The organism is Allobosea sp. R86505, from assembly GCF_042466375.1.
Classification (GTDB): Bacteria; Pseudomonadota; Alphaproteobacteria; order Rhizobiales; family Beijerinckiaceae; genus Allobosea.
Window position 1 is genome coordinate 2,996,087 of record NZ_JAXHPY010000001.1, and the last position, 18,234, is coordinate 3,014,320.

The 18,234-nt window shown below is 68.4% G+C and carries 13 protein-coding genes; 8 read left to right on the forward strand and 5 right to left on the reverse strand.

What is annotated here, in order from left to right:
• Positions 1-96: 96 nt before the first annotated feature.
• From accC to SJY11_RS14495, 4 genes are all read right to left on the reverse strand, one after another.
• Positions 97-1,461: an acetyl-CoA carboxylase biotin carboxylase subunit gene (accC, locus tag SJY11_RS14480; RefSeq protein ID WP_326906985.1), complete on the reverse strand. Its 1,365-nt coding sequence runs from the start codon at positions 1,459-1,461 to the stop codon at positions 97-99.
• A gap of 26 nt (positions 1,462-1,487) precedes the next feature.
• Positions 1,488-1,952: an acetyl-CoA carboxylase biotin carboxyl carrier protein gene (gene accB, locus SJY11_RS14485; protein WP_376987281.1), complete on the reverse strand. Its 465-nt coding sequence runs from the start codon at positions 1,950-1,952 to the stop codon at positions 1,488-1,490.
• 70 nt (positions 1,953-2,022) lie between these two features.
• Positions 2,023-2,478 (reverse strand): type II 3-dehydroquinate dehydratase, encoded by a 456-nt coding sequence (gene aroQ / locus SJY11_RS14490; RefSeq protein WP_326906983.1) that lies wholly within the window; start codon positions 2,476-2,478, stop codon positions 2,023-2,025.
• A 102-nt stretch (positions 2,479-2,580) separates the two neighbouring features.
• Positions 2,581-3,396: a DsbA family protein gene (locus tag SJY11_RS14495; protein WP_376987282.1), complete on the reverse strand. Its 816-nt coding sequence runs from the start codon at positions 3,394-3,396 to the stop codon at positions 2,581-2,583.
• Between the two features lie 156 nt (positions 3,397-3,552).
• Here SJY11_RS14495 and SJY11_RS14500 point away from each other — a divergent pair, with 156 nt between their 5' ends.
• Positions 3,553-4,758 (forward strand): pyridoxal phosphate-dependent aminotransferase, encoded by a 1,206-nt coding sequence (locus tag SJY11_RS14500; RefSeq protein WP_376987283.1) that lies wholly within the window; start codon positions 3,553-3,555, stop codon positions 4,756-4,758.
• 63 nt (positions 4,759-4,821) lie between these two features.
• Positions 4,822-7,089 carry a mechanosensitive ion channel family protein gene (locus SJY11_RS14505; RefSeq protein ID WP_376987284.1) on the forward strand — a complete coding sequence of 756 codons (2,268 nt, stop codon included), beginning with the start codon at positions 4,822-4,824 and terminating at the stop codon, positions 7,087-7,089.
• A gap of 57 nt (positions 7,090-7,146) precedes the next feature.
• Here SJY11_RS14505 and SJY11_RS14510 read toward each other — a convergent pair whose 3' ends face one another.
• Entirely contained in the window at positions 7,147-9,927 is a 2,781-nt protein-coding gene (locus SJY11_RS14510) for an Rne/Rng family ribonuclease (RefSeq protein ID WP_376987285.1), read from the reverse strand.
• A 638-nt stretch (positions 9,928-10,565) separates the two neighbouring features.
• Between SJY11_RS14510 and SJY11_RS14515 the strand changes: the two genes are divergently transcribed.
• From SJY11_RS14515 to SJY11_RS14540, 6 genes are all read left to right on the forward strand, one after another.
• Positions 10,566-11,846, forward strand: a complete 1,281-nt coding sequence (locus SJY11_RS14515) for an N-acetylmuramoyl-L-alanine amidase (RefSeq protein ID WP_376987286.1) — start codon at positions 10,566-10,568, stop codon at positions 11,844-11,846.
• 147 nt (positions 11,847-11,993) lie between these two features.
• Entirely contained in the window at positions 11,994-14,441 is a 2,448-nt protein-coding gene (locus SJY11_RS14520) for a penicillin-binding protein 1A (protein ID WP_376987287.1), read from the forward strand.
• Between the two features lie 117 nt (positions 14,442-14,558).
• Positions 14,559-15,687, forward strand: a protein-coding gene (gene prfB / locus SJY11_RS14525; protein ID WP_376987288.1) for a peptide chain release factor 2 whose coding sequence is annotated in 2 segments (ribosomal slippage) — positions 14,559-14,627 and positions 14,629-15,687 — 1,128 coding nt in all. Because the reading frame shifts where the segments join, the coding sequence is not laid out codon by codon here.
• Between the two features lie 110 nt (positions 15,688-15,797).
• The gene (locus SJY11_RS14530) at positions 15,798-16,328 is read left to right on the forward strand and encodes a CDP-alcohol phosphatidyltransferase family protein (protein WP_376987289.1); all 531 of its coding nucleotides are present in this window, start codon (positions 15,798-15,800) and stop codon (positions 16,326-16,328) included.
• A 107-nt stretch (positions 16,329-16,435) separates the two neighbouring features.
• The gene (locus SJY11_RS14535) at positions 16,436-17,545 is read left to right on the forward strand and encodes an AI-2E family transporter (protein WP_376987290.1); all 1,110 of its coding nucleotides are present in this window, start codon (positions 16,436-16,438) and stop codon (positions 17,543-17,545) included.
• On the forward strand, positions 17,538-18,230 hold the full coding sequence (locus tag SJY11_RS14540; protein ID WP_376987291.1) for a P-loop NTPase family protein: 693 nt from the start codon (positions 17,538-17,540) through the stop codon (positions 18,228-18,230). The genes SJY11_RS14535 and SJY11_RS14540 overlap by 8 nt, the downstream gene beginning before the upstream one ends.
• The last annotated feature ends 4 nt before the right edge of the window (positions 18,231-18,234 follow it).

Genomic DNA, 18,234 nt, shown 5'->3' on the forward strand with positions numbered 1-18,234 from the left:
CGCGTCATGGTCGGGCATGAGCCGACCATCTCGGGACACGAAAGCGCAATCCTGCAGGAGAGATGGTCGGGTCAAGCCCGACCATGACGGATGGCTTCAGGCGCCGCCGGTCTCATCCATCCCGCCGGCGGCGAGAAACTTCTCGAGCCAGTGGATGTTGTAGTCGCCGTTCAGGATGTCCGGGTTGCGCACCAGCGTGCGAAACAGCGGCAGCGTCGTGTCGACGCCGTCGACGACGAACTCGTCGAGCGAACGGCGTAGCCGCATCAGGCATTCGGCGCGGTTGCGGCCATGGACGATCAGCTTGCCCACCAGCGAGTCGTAATGCGGCGGGATGACATAGCCCTGATAGGCCGCCGAATCGACGCGCACGCCGAGACCGCCCGGCGTGTGGAAGGAGACGATCTTGCCGGGCGACGGCCGGAACGTCGCATGATGTTCGGCATTGACGCGACATTCGATGGCATGGCCCTCGATGACCACGTCCTTCTGCTCGATCGAGAGCGGCATGCCGGCGGCGATCCGGATCTGCTCGTTGACGAGGTCGATCCCGGTGATCATCTCGGTGACCGGATGCTCGACCTGGATGCGCGTGTTCATCTCGATGAAATAGAACTCGCCCTCCTCGTAGAGAAACTCGATCGTCCCGGCGCCGCGGTACTGCAGCTTGGACATCGCGGCCGCGCAGATCGCGCCGATCCGGTCGCGCTCGCCGGCGTTGAGGGCAGGCGAGGGGCCTTCCTCCCAGACCTTCTGGTGGCGGCGCTGCAGCGAGCAGTCGCGCTCGCCGAGATGGATCGCATGGCCCTTGCCGTCGCCCAGCACCTGGATTTCGATATGGCGCGGCTTTTCGAGATATTTCTCGATATAGACCGCGTCGTCGCCGAAATTGGCCTTGGCCTCGGTGCGCGCGGTCGAGAGCGCGACGGACATCTCGTCCTCGCTGCGCACGACCTTCATGCCCTTGCCGCCGCCGCCCGACGCCGCCTTGATGATGATCGGGAAGCCGATCTCGGCCGCTATCTTCAGCGCCTCGCCGTCATCGGTGACGCCGCCTTCCGAGCCCGGAACGCAGGGAATGCCGAGCGCCTTGGCGGTGCGCTTGGCCTCGATCTTGTCGCCCATCGAGCGGATATGCTCGGCCTTGGGGCCGATGAAGGTGATGTCGTGCCGCTCGAGGATTTCGGCGAAGCGCGCATTCTCGGAGAGAAAGCCATAGCCGGGATGCACGGCGTCGGCGCCGGTGATCTCGCAGGCCGCGATCAGGGCGGGAATGTTGAGATAGCTCTCCCGGGCGCTCGGCGGGCCGATGCAGACGCTCTCGTCGGCGAGGCGCACATGCATGGCGTTGGCGTCGGCCGTGGAATGGACCGCGACCGTGGCAATGCCGAGTTCCTTGGCCGCGCGCAGCACGCGCAGCGCGATCTCCCCGCGGTTGGCGATCAGGATCTTGTCGAACATCTTGCGCTCGCCGTTCGCCGGGCCGCTCACTCGATCACCAGAAGCGGCTCGCCATATTCGACGGGCTGCCCATCCTCGACCATGATCGCGACGACCGTCCCGGCGCGGGGCGCGACGATGTCGTTGAAGGTCTTCATCGCCTCGACGAGCAGAACGCGCTCGCCCGCCTTCACGACGGAGCCGATCTCGACGAAGGGCTTGGCGTCCGGCGAAGGCCGGCGATAGGCGGTGCCGACCATCGGGGAGGGAACGGTGCCGGGATGCGCGGCGGCGGCCTTCGCATCGGTGGGCACGGCCGGAGCGGGGGTGGCCGGCGCCGCGGCGAGCATCGGAGCGGCGGCCGCTGGCACCTGGACGGTGGCCGTGATGGTGCGGGCGACGCGCACGCGCAGATCGCCCTTTTCGACCTCGATCTCGGTGAGATCGGTCTCGTTCAGGAGCTGCGCGAGTTCGCGGACCAGTTCGGGGTCGATCGGGCTCTTGGTCGCCATGGCGGGTTCACCGTCTTCGTGGTCTTTGGGGGGCGCGAGAAAGGCGCCCGCGTTTCATGAAAAAAGCCGGTCAGGCCGGCTTCGCCGCCCGCTTCTGCAGAAGCGGCACGATCGCGTCGAAAGCAAGGTCGTAGCTGGCCACGCCGAAGCCGCAGATCACGCCGACGCAGACCGGGGCCATGTAGGAATGGTGCCGAAACTCTTCGCGGGCGTGGACGTTCGAGACATGGACTTCGATCGCCAGCGCATCGGTGCCCTTGATCGCATCGCGGAGCGCGACCGAGGTGTGCGTGTAGGCGCCGGCATTGATGACGACGCCCGCGCCGGCCAAGCCGGCCTGCTGGATGAAGGTGACGAGCTCGCCCTCGTAATTGGTCTGCTTGAACACGAGCTCGACGCCGGCGGCCTGCGCTCTGGCCTTCAGCCGCTCCTCGACGCCCGCCAGCGTCACCGCGCCATAGGTGGCGGGTTCGCGGGTGCCGAGCAGGTTGAGATTGGGACCGTTGAGGACGTGGACGGCGACCATGGCGCGGTTGTTTCCGGCGCCGCCCAAGGCGGCGGACGCCGCCCTCATAGACGCTGCGGGCCGGCAGGGGAAGCCTGCCGGAGCGTCAGGCGCACAGGGCCGTCAGCCGCTGCAACTCGTCTTGCCGCATTTGCGGACAGCCTCGATCTTCTGCTTGAGGGCCGGGGCACCGACCGCCCCGAAGACGACCTCGTCGCCGAGGATGAAGGCCGGCGTGCCGGTGAGGCCGAGCCGGTCGCCCAGCGCGATCGTATCCTCGATCACGCCCTTGGTCTGGGCCGACTCCATCTCCTTCTTGAGCCGCTCGATGTCGGCGCCTGCCTCCTTGGCGACCTCGAGCGCCTTGGCGGCGTTGATGCGGCCTTTCGTGGCCATCAGCTTGTTGTGGAAATCGAAGTACTTCTGCCCCTGGAGCTGGGTCAGCGCCGCCACGGCGACGCGGCTCGCCTCGACCGAATCGGGCCCGAGGATCGGGAAGTCCTTGATCACCACCCTGAGCTTGGGATCCTCCTTCACCAGCGCCCGGACATCCTCGACCGCCCTTTTGCAGAAGCCGCAATTGTAATCCATGAACTCGATGATGGTGACGTCGCCCTGCGGGTTGCCGACGATCGCCGACGTCGCCGGATCGGTCAGGCGGGCCTTCTCCGCGGTCACTGCGCCGCGCTGCGCATCGGCCTGCGCCATGGCGTTGCGCCGCTCGAGTTCGATCAGCGCCTCCTGGATCAGCTCGGGGTTCTGCAGCAGCGTTTCGCGAATCAGCCCGACGACCGCCTTGCGCTGCTCGGCCGTGAGACCCTGCGCCGGGGTCGTGCCCTGCGCCAGGACCGGCACAGCGACAGCGGCGAGGCCCAGGCCGAGCGCGAGCGCCGGCAGCAGGCGGGCGATCCGCCGGGGCAGGGTGGAAAGGGCCATCATGTGTTCCTTCTCGGTTCCGGCGCGTGACCGGTTCTGATGCTGGGTCGCTTCTCGACGCTCCCGGTGCGGGCGTCAATTCACAGCTTTGCCACCGGTTGCGGGGCGCAGACGGCTCGGCTACGTCCGCCCGCACGCCAACCCGCCCGGGACGAGACGATGCCAGACAGCGCCACGCCATCCGCCCCCGGCCCGCAGGAGAGGCTGCAGCCGGCGGCCCGCGCCGCGCGCGTCCAGCCTTTCATCGTCATGGACGTGATGAACCAGGCCGCCGCGATCGAGCGCGGCGGCGGCTCGGTCGTCCACATGGAGGTCGGCCAGCCCTCGGCGCCGACGCCGGCCTCGATCCGCGCCGCCGCGGCGCGCGCGCTCGAGCATGGCCGCATCGGATACACTCAGGCGCTGGGCACGGATTCCCTGAGGGCTCGCATCGCCCGACATTACGGCGAAGCCTATGGCGTCGATGTGGCGGCCGAGCGCGTCGTGGTCACGACTGGCTCGTCGGGCGGCTTCATCCTCGCCTTCCTCGCCTGCTTCCAGCCGGGCGCGCGCGTTGCCATCACGGCGCCGGGCTATCCGGCCTATCGCAACATCCTGATCGCGCTCGGGCTCGAGCCCGTGGCGATCGAGGTCGGCCCCGAGACCCGCTTCGCCCTGACGCCGGAATTGATCGCCCGCGCCCATTCGGAGAAGCCGCTCGCCGGCGTGCTGACGATGAGCCCCGCCAATCCGACAGGCGTGGTGATGGCGCCCGACGCCATCGCCGCCGTCGCGGCCGAATGCCGCCGGCTCGGCCTCTGGTACATTTCGGACGAGATCTATCACGGGCTGACCTATGACCAGCCGGCGACGACGGCGCTGTCGGCCGACCCTGATGCGATCATCGTCAACTCCTTCTCGAAGTTCTACTGCATGACCGGCTGGCGTGTCGGCTGGCTGGTCGTGCCGCAGCGTCTGGTGCGCACCATCGAGCGGCTGCAGCAGAATCTCTCGATCTCGGTTCCCTATCTCAGCCAGGTCGCGGGCGAGGCGGCTTTCGAGGCGACCGCCGAATGCGAGGCGATCAAGGCCGGCTATGCGGAAAACCGCGCCTATCTGCTGGAGGCGCTGCCGCAGATCGGGCTCGGCGATTTCCTGCCGGTCGACGGCGCCTTCTACATCTATTGCGACATCGGCCGATATTCCAACGATTCCATGAGTTTCTGCCGCGATGTTCTGAATGGTGCCGGCGTCGCGATCACGCCCGGACTGGATTTCGACGAAGGCCGCGGCGCCCGTACGGTCCGGCTTTCCTTTGCCGGTTCGCTGCGAGAGTGCGAGGAGGCGGTGGCTCGGATGGGCGCCTGGCTGCAGCGGCGCAACTAGCCAGCGCTTGCCAAGGCCTCCAACACAGCGCCAAATCGCGCTGACGCTGGGGAGTGTGACGGCATGGTCTCGGGATTTTTCGGTCGCGGACTGATCGCGGCGGTCGGGGCTTGGGGCCTCGTCCTGGCAGCGGCGCCGCCAAGCGGGGCGCAATCGCCGGCGCAACCGCCCGTGGTTCTGACGCTGACGGGCGAAGAGGCGCCCGAAACCGTCAACCGCATGGTCGAGGCCCTGTCGCGCGAAGGGCGCCAGGTCGAGATCAGGATCGGTGGCGCTCCAGGCGCGGCGAATCCTGCCGCGGCGCCATCCAAGCCGCAGCCGCCATCCAAGGGCGAGACGCAGACGGACACGGCGGCCCTGTCCTCGACCGCGCAGGTCGAGGCCTTCGTCGATCATCTGGTCGAGGGCGTCGATTACGGCGTGGCCTCCGTCCCCCGCATCGGCGACCTTGCGAATGACTGGAGGCGGGCCTGGCAAGCGAGGCGCAACGGCCTGACCGCCCTCTCGGCCGAGATGCGCCTGGCGCTCATCCTCGCCCTGGCGCTGGCGGCGGCAGGGCTATTCCGCCGGGCCAGCGCCGGCTTCTTCGCGGCCCGGATGCGCCCGCAGGGACCCGAATTCACGCCACGGCTGATCGCATCGTCCTGGGGCCTCCTGCAGGACGTGGCGACGGTCGCGCTGGCGCTGGTGATCGCGAGGCTGGCGCGCAATGCCTGGCTGCCGGAGCCCGACATCGCCGCGGCGACGCTCACAACGGTGGCGAACGGCGCAGCCATCGGCGCGCTCCATCTCGCCGTCGGCCGCTTCCTTCTGTCTCCCGGCGTGCCGGAGCGGCGCATCATGCCACTGCCGCGGGCGGAGCGGCATTTCGGCTTCCTCGTCTTCTATTCCGTGGTGACGCCCCTCATCATCGTCGCGCTGCTGCTGGCGGGCCGGGTCGGCTCCGGGCCGCAGCCGCTGGCCGGCCTGCTGATGGTGACCGGCCTGATCGGGGTGGCCTTCAAGCTGTGGTGGTTCCACGACATGCGCGGGGACCTGGCCGTGCTGATCCTGAAGGGATCGCCGGACCCCGGGCCCTGGCGACGCCTGATCGCGCGCTCGGCGTCCTGGTTCTACATGGCCACGGCGGTGGCGCTCTGGGGGGTGGGACGCGCCGCGGCCATGATGTCGGGCGGCGGCCGCTGGGCTGAAGCCGCGGCGCTGACCCAGACGGCGATCGTGATCATTCCGATCCTCGCCGTGGGCATCGGCAGCTGGCTCGACTGCCGGGCCGCCCGCCATGCGATGGCCGATGGTGCGACACCGCTCTCGCTGGCGACCGGAGCGGCGCTGCGCGCGGCTGCGGTCGGCATTCTCTGGGCCGCCGGCTTCTTTGTCCTGGCACGGCTCTGGGCGGGGCTGCTCGTCGGTATGAGCACCACGCAGTTCACCGCCTTCTCGCGGCAGGCGGCGGGCGTCGCCGTCTTCGCCTTCGCCGGCTGGGTGGCGCTCGTGTTCCTGCGCGTCTTCTTCGACGCCTGCGCGCCGAAACCCCGTGCCTCCGGCCACGCGGACGAGGAGGAGGAGGGCGCCGGCGACAGCGTTCCCTCCCGTCTTGCGACCGTGCTGCCGGTGCTGCGTGGGGTCGTGCTCGGCGCAGTGCTCGGCCTCACCATCCTGATCGTGCTGTCGCGCATGGGCGTCGACATCGGCCCGCTGCTCGCCGGCTTCGGCATCCTCGGCCTGGCGATCTCCTTCGGCTCGCAGGCCCTCGTGCGCGACATCGTCTCCGGCGTCTTCTTCATGCTGGAGGACGCCTTCCGCGTCGGCGAATATGTCGACACCGGTCGCTTGAAGGGCACGGTTGAGAGAATCTCGCTGCGTTCGATGCAGCTGCGCCACCAGAGCGGGCAGATCCACACCATCCCCTTCGGCCAGATCCAGCAGCTGACCAATGCCAGCCGCGACTGGGCGACGATCAAGTTCAACGTCCGGCTCGATCACTCGGCCGATATCGAGCAGGCCCGCAAGACGATCAAGAAGGTCGGGCTGGCGCTGCTGGAGGACCCCGAATTCGGGCCCCACTTCATCGCCCAGCTCAAGATGCAGGGCGTCGCCGACATCACCGACAGCGCCGTCGTGATCCGGCTGAAGTTCACGGCCAAGCCGGCCCAGGCCTCGACGCTGCAGCGCGAGGCGCTCAAGCGGGTCTATCGCGCTCTGAACGAGGCGAAAGTGCCCTTCGCCTCGAATCTGGTGACGGTGCGCGGCGGGGAGGGCGGCTCTGCCTCGGGTGCTGCCGCGATCGCAGCCGTGCCACCGCCGAGCCCGCTGGCTCCGGCCGCGGGCTGATCGCCACTCGGCTCAAGAAAAAGGCCGCTGCGGTGTCCCGCAGCGGCCCTTGTTTCGTCAGCCTCGGCCGGCCAGCTTGTTCCACCAGCCGCCGCGCTTGGGGCGGTCCGGATCGGGCGGCGTCAGCACCACCGCGACCGGCTCCTCGATGACGCGCGGCGCGGGAGCCGGAGCAGGCTCGGGTTTCGCAACAGGAGCGGCCTCCACCGGAGCCGGCGCGGGAGCCTCGGGCGCGGCAACCGCCGCAACCGGCTCGGCAGCCTCGCCACCTTCGGTGATCGGCACGACCTTCTTGCGCGAGCGGCTGCGCTTGGGCTTCTCGGCCTCGACGGGAACTGCCTCGACCTCGGCTGCAGGAGCCTCGGCGGTAACCGTCTCCGCGGCGGCTTCGAGCGGCTGCTCCGCCTCGCCCTTGGGCTTGCGGCTGCGGCGGGCGCGCTTGGGCTTCTCTTCGGCAACGGGCTCGGCCGGCACCGGCTCGGCGTCTGCGGCTGCAGGCTCGGCCGCGGTCACGCGATCCTCGGCCTCACCCTCGGCGGACGGCTCGTCACCGTCCTCGTCGCCCTCGTCATCGCCGCCATCGGCCTCGTCGCTGCCGCCGTCGAGACGCACGCCATTGGCGTCACGCTCGCCGCCACGCCGACGCCGCCGCCGACGACGACGCTTGCGTCCGCCTTCGCCACGCTCGCCCTCGGGACGATCTTCGCCACCGGCCGTCGCGACGGCCTCTGTCACGCCGACGTCGTTTTCGGCATCGAGCGCCTCGGCTTCAGCCGCCGCGTCGAGCGCGTCCTCGTCGATGTCCGACAGCACCGCTTCCGCCTTGATCACGGATGGAACGATCCGGCCCTCATTGCCGACGAACTCGCCGCGCTCGACCTCGAAGTAGCGGGTGCCGAGCAGCGTCGCATCGGTGTTGATGGTGACGGCGATGTTGAAGCGCGCCTCCAGATCGGCGAGATGCGCGCGCTTCTGGTTGAGCACGTAGAGCGCGACCTCGGGACGCGTCCGGACATTGAGGTTGTGCGAGGCGCTCTTGATCAGCGTCTCCTCCAGCGCGCGCAGGATCTGCAGCGACACCGAGGAGGCCGAGCGCATCATGCCGGCGCCGGCGCAATGCGGGCAAGGCACGGAGGAGCTTTCGAGCACGCCGGTGCGGATGCGCTGGCGCGACATCTCGAGCAGGCCGAAGGCCGAGATGCGGCCGACCTGGATGCGGGCGCGATCGTCCTTCAGGCACTCCTTGAGCTTTTTCTCGACCGCACGGTTGTTGCGGTTCTCCTCCATGTCGATGAAATCGATCACGATGAGACCGGCGAGATCGCGCAGGCGCAGCTGGCGGGAGATTTCCTCCGCCGCTTCGAGATTGGTCTTGAGCGCGGTGTCCTCGATGTTGTGCTCGCGGGTCGAACGCCCGGAGTTGATGTCGATGGCGACCAGTGCTTCCGTCTGGTTGATGACGATGTAGCCGCCGGACTTCAGCGTGACGGTGTTGGAGAACATCGCGTCGAGCTGGCTCTCGATGCCGAAGGAGGCGAAGAGCGGCGTCTGCTCGCGATAGGCCTTCACGCTCTTGGCATGGCTCGGCATGAGCATGCGCATGAAGTCCTTGGCCTCGCGATAGGCCTCGTCGCCGGCGACGTGAACCTCGTCGATGTCCTTGTTGTAGAGGTCGCGGATCGAGCGCTTGACGAGGTTGCCCTCCTCATAGACCAGCGCCGGGGCGACGGAGGCGAGCGTCAGCTCGCGCACGCTCTCCCACATCCGCATCAGATACTCGTAGTCGCGCCGGATCTCGACCTTGGTGCGCGAGGCGCCCGCGGTCCGCAGGATCAGGCCCATCCCCTCGGGAACCTCGAGCTCCTGGGCGATCTCCTTCAGACGCTTGCGGTCTTCCGTATTGGTGATCTTGCGCGAGATGCCGCCGCCCTTGCCGGTGTTCGGCATCAGAACCGAATAGCGGCCGGCGAGCGAGAGATAGGTGGTCAGCGCAGCGCCCTTGTTGCCGCGCTCTTCCTTGACGACCTGTACCAGGATGATCTGGCGGCGCTTGATCACCTCCTGGATCTTGTACTGGCGGCGCGAGCTGCGCTGCGGGCGCTCCGGCATGTCGTCGAGGGCGTCGCCGCCGCCGAGCTGCTCGGGCTCCTCGTGATCGCCGTCGTCCTGGCCGTTCTCGTCGCCCGAATCGTCCGACTCGCCCGCGTCCTGGCTGTTGTCATCCTGGCCCTGGTCGTCGTCCTCGGACGGCGCGCGGGCCTCGGCTGCGGAGGCATCCTCACCGCCGGTGGTCTCGAAGGTCAGCGGCGCCGCGTTCTCGACCGAATCCTCGGACGCTGATTCGGTGATGGCGGGAGCGAACTGCTCGCCGAAGGCCGGAGCGCCCTCGCTGACCATCGCGGCTTCCTTGCCATCGGTCTCGACGGCCTCGGCGCTGACGGTCTCGTCGGTCGCGGCCTTCTTGGCGCGGCCGTCACGATCGCCGCGGCGGCCGCGGTCGCGGCGGCCGCGCTTTTCGCGCTTCTCCTCGTCGCGCTCGTCCTCCCGGTCGGCGCGGGCCTCGTCGGCCAGCAGCGCCTGCCGGTCCGCGACCGGGATCTGGTAATAGTCGGGATGGATCTCGGAGAAGGCGAGGAAGCCATGGCGGTTGCCGCCATATTCGACGAACGCCGCCTGGAGCGAGGGCTCCACGCGCGTCACCTTGGCGAGATAGATGTTGCCCCGGAGGGGTTTGCGGCTGGCAGCCTCGAAATCAAATTCCTCGATCCGCGATCCGCGGACCACCACGACCCGGGTCTCCTCCGGGTGGGTGGCGTCGATGAGCATCTTGTTGGCCATAGGTACGTTCCATGGGCGCGGCCGCCAGCGATACCCGCCGGGCTGCGGACAGAGGTCCGCGGCCGCGGGCAGGGGCGCCGCGCTGAAGCCGGCGAGCGCCGGCATGTTGCAGGAGCAAAGGCCGGCGAATGCCGGCATCTGGGACGGGGAAGTGTTCGATCGAGACAGAAGAGCGGCTCGGGAAAGCCGGCCGGGCTAAAGCCCCGGCGCAGTCCCGCAGGTATTGACGATTCACCGTTGAATTATGCGGCGTCGTATGCCCCGACATCTGTCCTGACCTGCGGCCCACCTGCCTCGAAAGACGAGGCGTACCGCGTTTGCACGCTCGCGAGACGCTGGCCTGATGCTGTGGAACACGGGCACCGGGCGCCGGCCGTCCGCGGACGATCCATTGTGGTTGCCCTCTTGCAGTCGGACCCCGGACGCCGACGGGTCAACGAACCCGGATGCGCACCATGGGCGGCCCTGCAAGGCAACCGTCCCCATTACAGACAGGTGACCGTGATTTGCAAGTCACATCGCGTGGCAGCCGCCGCGCGGCCTGCGCCGCCCGGTTCACCGCGGGGCTGCCTCGTGGTAACGGCCTGTTAGGAAGTCGCGTCGCTATGGTTAAGCCTTGGTGACGACAGCTCGGGAAGATGGACCTGACGCCTCCCTCGCTCATGGCCAGAATTGCGGCGCGGACGTTCCGGCTGCTGCGCCCCGCCTGCCTGGGACTTGTCGTCCTGGCCGGTCTGTGCGTCCTCGCGCCGGCACTGTCGAACAACCGCCCGCAGAACGACTTTCCGGTCGCCACCGATGCGAAGCTCGAGCAGATCGGCGAAACCGTGCGCCTCACCATGGCCCTGTCACGCCCGCTCGAGGTGAAAGCCTGGGTGCTCTCGGGCCCCGATCGCGTCGTGATCGATCTGCCCTCGACCAATTTCCAGGTGCAGCCGGCTGTCGCGCGCAGGAGCGTGGGCATGGTCGGCGCCTTTCGATTCGGTCTGTTCACGGCCGACCGCGCCCGCATCATCATCGACCTGTCCCAGCCGGCCGTGGTCGCGAAGGCCGAATCGCGTCCGGTGCGCGGCGGCTTCGGCGAACTGGTCGTCGAATTGCGGCGCGCCAGCCGCGCCGAGTTCGCTGCCGCCGTCGCGCAGGCGCCACCGCCCGAGCCCGCACCCGCGACGGCAGCCCCGGTGCCGCCCAAGCCAACGGGCGAGACGCGCCAGACGGTCGTGATCGACCCCGGCCATGGCGGCATCGACCCCGGCGCCGTCGTCGCCGCGATCGCCGAGAAGACCGTCGTGCTCGCCTTCGGCGCCAGGCTGAAGGAGCAGCTCGAGGCGAGCGGGCGCTACCGCGTGCTGATGACGCGCGAGGACGATCGCTTCGTCCCGCTGGCGGAACGTGTCGGCATCGCCCGGGCGGCCGGCGCCGATCTCTTCATCTCGATCCATGCCGACTCGCTGGCCCAGGCCCAGGAGGTTCGCGGCGCCACCATCTACACCGGCTCGGAACGCGCCACCGACGCGGAAGCCGCGCGCCTCGCCGCCAAGGAAAACCAGGCGGACGCGGTGGCGGGGCTCGATGCCAGCGAAGACACGCAGGACGTCGCCGGGATCCTGATGGACCTCGCCAAGCGCGAGACCCGCACCTTCTCCTCGGTGTTCGCGCGCAATCTCGTCGAGACGCTCGGCGGCTCGGTGAAGATGCACAAGGTCCCGCTGCGTTCGGCCGGGTTTCGTGTCCTGAGCGCGCCCGACGTCCCCTCGGTGCTGATCGAACTCGGCTACATGTCGAGCCCGAAGGACGCCGAGCTGCTCAATTCCGCCGAATGGCGGGGCAAGGCCGTGAATGCCGTCGCGGCGGCGGTCGACGGCTATTTCCTCTCCCTGCGGGCACCCGTCGGCAGGGCGGCCGACAACCGCCGTTGACGGTGGCGGCGGCGAGCAGCGCTCGACGTTGCGTCATGTGGTCGCGAGGCCACGGTTTGGCCATGTGCGTCATGTTATAGAACTGATTTGAAGAAGGCCGTCCGGCTGCGCTGGCGGCGGTTCACGAAGCAAGGGCCGGGGCCTGAAATGCGGTTTATCCTGCGACTGTTCGGTTGGTTGTTCGCCGCTGGCGCCATTGCCTTCGTGATCGGCGCCGCCGTCGCGGGTGCCCTGCTCTGGCACTATTCGAAGGACCTGCCCGATTCGGCGCAACTGCGGAACTACGAGCCGCCGGTGATGACCCGGGTCCATGCCGGCGACGGCTCGCTGATCGCGGAATTCGCGCGCGAGCGCCGTCTCTATCTGCCGATCCAGGCCGTTCCGAAGCTGGTCATCGACGCCTACCTTTCCGCCGAGGACAAGAATTTCTACAAGCACTTCGGCGTCGATCCGGAAGGTCTGGTGCGCGCCGCGATCACCAACTTCCGCAACCGCGCCGCCGGCCGGCGGCCGCAGGGTGCCTCGACCATCACCCAGCAGGTGGCGAAGAACTTCCTCGTCGGCTCCGATCAGAACATCGAGCGCAAGATTCGCGAGGCGCTGGTCGCGCTGCGAATCGAGGCGACCTATTCCAAGGACAAGATTCTCGAACTCTATCTGAACGAAATCTATCTCGGCGCACCCGCGCCGGGGCAGGGCAGCTATGGCATCGCCGCCGCCGCGCTGAACTATTTCGGCAAGTCGGTCCATGAGCTGAATCTGCACGAGGCTGCCTATCTGGCCGCCCTGCCGAAGGCGCCGACCGACCTGCACCCTTTCCGCAACCGCGAACGGGCCATCGAACGCCGCAACTACGTGATCGATCGCATGGTCGAGAACGGCTTCGTCGGCCGCGAGATCGGCGACCAGGCGAAGAAGCAGCCTCTCGGCGTCAATCCGCGCACCGTCTCGCCCAACAATTTCGCCGCCGGCTATTTCGCCGAGGAGATCCGCCGCGAGCTTCAGGACCGCTACGGCGAGAAGAAGCTGCTCGAGGGCGGCCTGTCCGTTCGCTCGACCGTTGATCCGAAGATGCAGTTGATGGCCCGCAAGGCCCTCGTCGACGGCCTGGTGCGCTTCGACGAGGCCCGCGGCTGGCGCGGCGCGATCCAGAAGCTCGAACTCTCCGCCCGCGACTGGGGGCTGGCCATCGGCGAACTGCCGGTGCTCGGCGACGTCGCGCCCTGGCGCCTCGCCGTCGTGCTCGATGTGGCGGCCGACAGCGCCCGTCTCGGCCTGCATCCGCTGCGCGAGACGTCAGGCCTCCTCAAGAACGATCGCGAGACCGTCACGCTCGGCGCCGAGGGCATCAAGTGGACGCGCAAGGGGCGTGTCTCACAGGCGGTCGCCGTCGGCGACGTCGTGTATGTCGAGCCGATGGAGAATCGCCCCGGCCAGGTGCGCCTGCGCCAACTCCCGGAGGTCAACGGCGCGATCACCGTGATGGACCCGTTCTCGGGCCGCGTGCTGGCCATGGTTGGCGGCTTCAGCCACGACCAATCGGAGTTCAACCGCGCCACGCAGGCGATGCGCCAGCCGGGTTCCTCCTTCAAGCCCTTCGTCTACGCCACGGCTCTGGACAACGGTTATACGCCGTCTTCGATCATCCTCGACGCGCCTGTCGAGATCGATCAGGGCGGCGGGCTGGGCATGTGGCGGCCGGACAATTACGACGGCAAGTCGACCGGCCCGCGCACGCTGCGCTACGGCATCCAGTTCTCCAAGAACCTGATGACGGTGCGCCTCGCCAAGGATGTCGGCATGCCGCTGATCGCCGAGTACGCCCGCCGCTTCGGCGTCTATGACGACTTGCTGCCGGTGCTCTCGATGTCGCTCGGCGCCGGTGAAACCACAGTCATGCGGATGACCGCGGGCTACTCCATGCTCGTGAACGGCGGCCGGAAGATCCGGCCGACGCTGATCGATCGCATCCAGGATCGCTGGGGCGCGACCATCTTCCGGCACGACCAGCGCATCTGCGAAGGCTGCAGCGCCGAGAAATGGGCCGACCAGCGCGAGCCGCGTCTGATCGACAACCGCGACCAGGTGCTCGACCCGCTGACCGCCTACCAGATGGTCTCGATCATGGAGAGCGTCGTCAACGCCGGCACCGCGACCGTGGTCAAGTCGGTCGGCAAGCCGCTCGCGGGCAAGACGGGTACGACCAACGACGCGAAAGACGTCTGGTTCGTCGGCTTCTCGCCGGACCTCGCGGTGGGCGTCTATATGGGCTTTGACAAGCCGAAATCGCTCGGCACCTCGGCCACGGCCGGCCAGTACGCCGCGCCGATCTTCCGCGATTTCATGATGGCCGCGCTCAAGGACAAGCCGGCAACGCCATTCCGCGTCCCGGCCGGCATCAAGCTGATCCGCGTCGACCCCAAGACGGGCATGCGCGCCGGCGGCGAGGGCGGCATCCTCGAGGCCTTCAAGCCCGGCACCGCACCGCCCGACAGCTATTCGGTGATCGGCGCGGCCGGCGACGGCCTGACGCCCTTCAGCGTCGCCCCCGGGGGCGGCCGCGCCGTCGGCTCCGGCACCGGCGGGCTCTACTGAGGTCCGCGCCCGTCTCGGGCGTGCCCTGCCGATGAGCATGACGGTTGCGCCCGTCATGCCGTTTACACCAGGCCCGTTCCCGCTTATCCCGACGCCAGATTCATCAAGGCCGACCGCATGCGCCCAGAAATCCAGACGCAACTCGACAACGCCAAGCAGTCGATCGGACTGCTGAGGAGGCATCTTTGACTGGGATCAAGCCCAGCGCCGCCTCGCTGAACTGAATGCCCTCTCGGAGGGCCCCGACTTCTGGAACGACGCCGACGCCGCGCAGAAACTGATGCGCGAGCGCACTTCGCTGGAAACCCAGATCGAGGGCATCCTCAGGCTCGAGCGCGACCTCGACGACGCCCTGACCTTCATCGAACTCGGCGAGATGGAAGGCGACGCCGCCTCGATCGCCGAGGGCGAAGCCGGAATCAAGGCGATCGAGGTCGAGGCCGCCCGCCTGCAGGTCGAGACCCTGCTGTCGGGCGAGGCCGACATGCTCGACACCTATCTCGAGATCCATCCCGGCGCCGGCGGAACCGAGAGCCAGGACTGGGCGGAAATGCTGCTGCGCATGTACCGCCGCTGGGGCGAGCGGCGGAAGTTCAAGGTCGAGACGCTCGAATACCAGGACGGCGACACCGCCGGCATCAAGTCGGCGACGCTGCAGTTCAAGGGCCACAACGCCTATGGCTGGCTCAAGACCGAGAGCGGCGTGCACCGGCTGGTGCGCATCTCGCCCTTCGATTCGAACGCGCGCCGGCAGACCTCCTTCGCCTCGGTCTGGGTCTACCCGGTCGTCGATGACCGCATCGTCATCGACATCAACGAATCGGATTGCCGGATCGACACCTACCGCGCCCAGGGCGCGGGCGGACAGCACATCAACACGACCAATTCGGCCGTGCGCATCACCCACATCCCCTCGGGCATCGCGGTGTCGTGCCAGCAGGAGCGCTCGCAGCACAAGAACCGGGCCAAGGCCTGGGACATGTTGCGCGCGCGCCTCTATGAGGTCGAGCTGAAGAAGCGGGAAGAGAAGGCCAGTGCCGAGCAGGCCTCGAAGACCGATATCGGTTGGGGCCATCAGATCCGCTCCTATGTGCTCCAGCCCTATCAGCTGGTGAAGGACCTGCGCACCGGCGTCGCTTCCACGGCGCCCTCGGAGGTGCTGGACGGCGCGCTCGATCCTTTCATGGAAGCCTCGCTGGCGCAGCGCGTCTACGGGACCGAAGTCGAGGTCGAGGACATCGACTGACGAGTCGGCGCGGCCCGAGCGGGCTCGCCTGCAGCGTGACGCGCCGCCTTGCGATTTCCGCATTGGGGCCTGATCGATTAGCGTCCTGCAGCCCCGTTGCGGAGCCGCCCATGACGCTGCCCAACCTCATCACCGTCGCTCGGCTGCTGATGGTCCCCGTCGCGATCATGATGATCCTGGACGGGCGCTGGCTGGCGGCCTTCCTGGTCTTCGCCCTGGCGGGGCTGTCGGACGCAGTCGACGGCTATCTCGCCCGCCGTTTCGCCATGGCGAGCGACCTCGGCGCCTATCTCGACCCGATCGCCGACAAGGCGCTGATCGTCTCGATCTATGTCACCCTCGCGTTCGTCGGGGCGGTCCCGTCCTGGCTCGTCGTTCTCGTGGTCTCGCGTGACCTTCTGATCGTCTCGGCGGTGATCCTGTCCTGGATGATGAGCAGGCCGCTGCCGATCGCCCCGTTTTCCGTCAGCAAGCTCAACACCCTGGCCCAGATCCTGTTCGCGGCGCTGCTGCTCGGCTCGCGCGCCTTCGGCTTCGAGCCGGGGCTCGCGATCGCGATCGGCTCGGGCCTTGTGGCGATGTTGACGCTCGCCTCGATGGCGGCCTATCTCGCCTTCTGGCTGCGCCACATGGCGGCGTGAGGTCGGCACGCTCCCGTCCCCGGCGCGGCGTTTATCCGCGGGTCTTGGAACCTTCACTCCGCCGCTCCATTTGTCGTCGGCACCACCGGATCCGCGAAAGGCCAGAGATGACACTGCAACGCCAAATCGGGTTCTGGCTGCTGTCGCTGGCGGTGCTGGTGCTGTTCCTCGTCGTGTTCCGCGACGTCCTGCTGCCCTTCATCGCGGCGCTGGCCCTGGCCTATCTGCTCGACCCGCTGGCCGACCGGCTCGAACGTATCGGGATGAGCCGGCTCGCAGCGACCATCGTCATCCTCGTCGTGTTCCTGATCATCTTCGTGCTCGCGCTCGTGTTGCTGGTGCCGCTGCTCGGCCAGCAGCTCGCTGGTCTGGTGGCGCGGCTGCCGGCGGACGCGCAACGCCTCCAGACGCTCGTGCTGGAGCAGGGCGGCCCCTGGCTCGAGCGCCTGGGCGGCACCGCGCTGACCGAGGAGGCCAAGAGTTCGCTGGGCAACCTCGTGGGCGAGGCGACCAAATGGGTCGGCAGCGTGCTGCAGTCGCTCTGGACCGGCGGCACCGCCATCGTCGGCGTGTTCTCACTGCTCGTGCTGACGCCGGTGATCGCGTTCTACCTGCTGGTCGACTGGGACCGGATGACAGCGACGGTCGATGGCTGGCTGCCGCTCGACCACCGCGAGACGATCCGCGGCCTGCTGCACGAGATGGATGTCGCCATCGCCGGATTCCTGCGCGGCCAGGCCCTGGTCTGCCTGCTGCTCGGCCTCTTCTATGCGGTGGGCCTGAGCCTGCTCGGCGTGAATTTCGGCGCTCTGATCGGCATCATCTCGGGGCTGTTGTCCTTCATCCCCTATGTCGGCTCGCTGACCGGGCTGGTGCTGTCGGTCGGCGTCGCCATCGTCCAGTTCTGGCCGGACTGGACGTGGCCGCTCGCGACGCTCGCCGTCTTCGCCGCCGGGCAGTTCCTCGAGGGCAACATCTTCCAGCCGAAATTCGTCGGCGACTCGATCGGCGTCCACCCGGTCTGGCTGATGTTCGCGCTGCTCGCCTTCGGCTCGCTCTTCGGCTTCGTCGGGCTGCTGCTGGCGGTGCCGCTGGCGGCGGTCATCGGCGTGCTCTGCCGCTTCGCGCTGAGGCAATACCTCGCCAGCAACATCTATCACGGCGGCGATGCGACCAAGGCCGCTGTCGTGCAGGCCCGCCTGGACGCCGATGCCTGAGCAGCCCGGCCGCCCACGCCAGCTCGCCTTCGACCTGCCGGTCGATAGCCGCCACGGCGTCGAGGACTTCCTGATCGGGCCCTCGAACGAGGTGGCCTACGGGCTGGTGGAGGCCTGGCCGCACTGGCCCGAGGCCTGGCTGCGCCTGACCGGGCCGGAAGGCGCCGGCAAGACCCATCTCGCCGCCATCTGGGCCCAGCGCGCCCATGCCTGGACCGTGTCGGCGGCGGAGGTGGTGGATGCACAGGTGCCGCATCTCGTCTCCGGCGGGGCGCTGGTGGTCGAGGATTGCGACCGCGGCCTCAAGGACGAGGCGGCGCTCTTCCACCTGATGAATGCGGTCAAGGCGCGGGGCGGGCATCTGCTGCTGACCGCCCGGGCAGCGCCCGATCAATGGGGGCTGCGCGTGCCGGATCTGCTGTCGCGGCTGCGGCTGGCGCCGGAGGCCCGGATCGAGCCGCCCGACGACGCGCTGCTGCGCGCCGTGCTGGTCAAGCTCTTCATCGACCGTCAGCTGGTCGTCGACACGGGCCTTATCGACATGCTGGCGCTTCGGATGGAGCGCTCCTTCGCGGCGGCGCGCGCTCTGGTCGATCTGCTCGACAGGCTGTCGCTCGAGCGCGGGCGCCGCGTCACGCGCCCGCTCGCGACCGAGGCGCTGGAGCGCCTCTGCGCCGAGGATTGAGCCG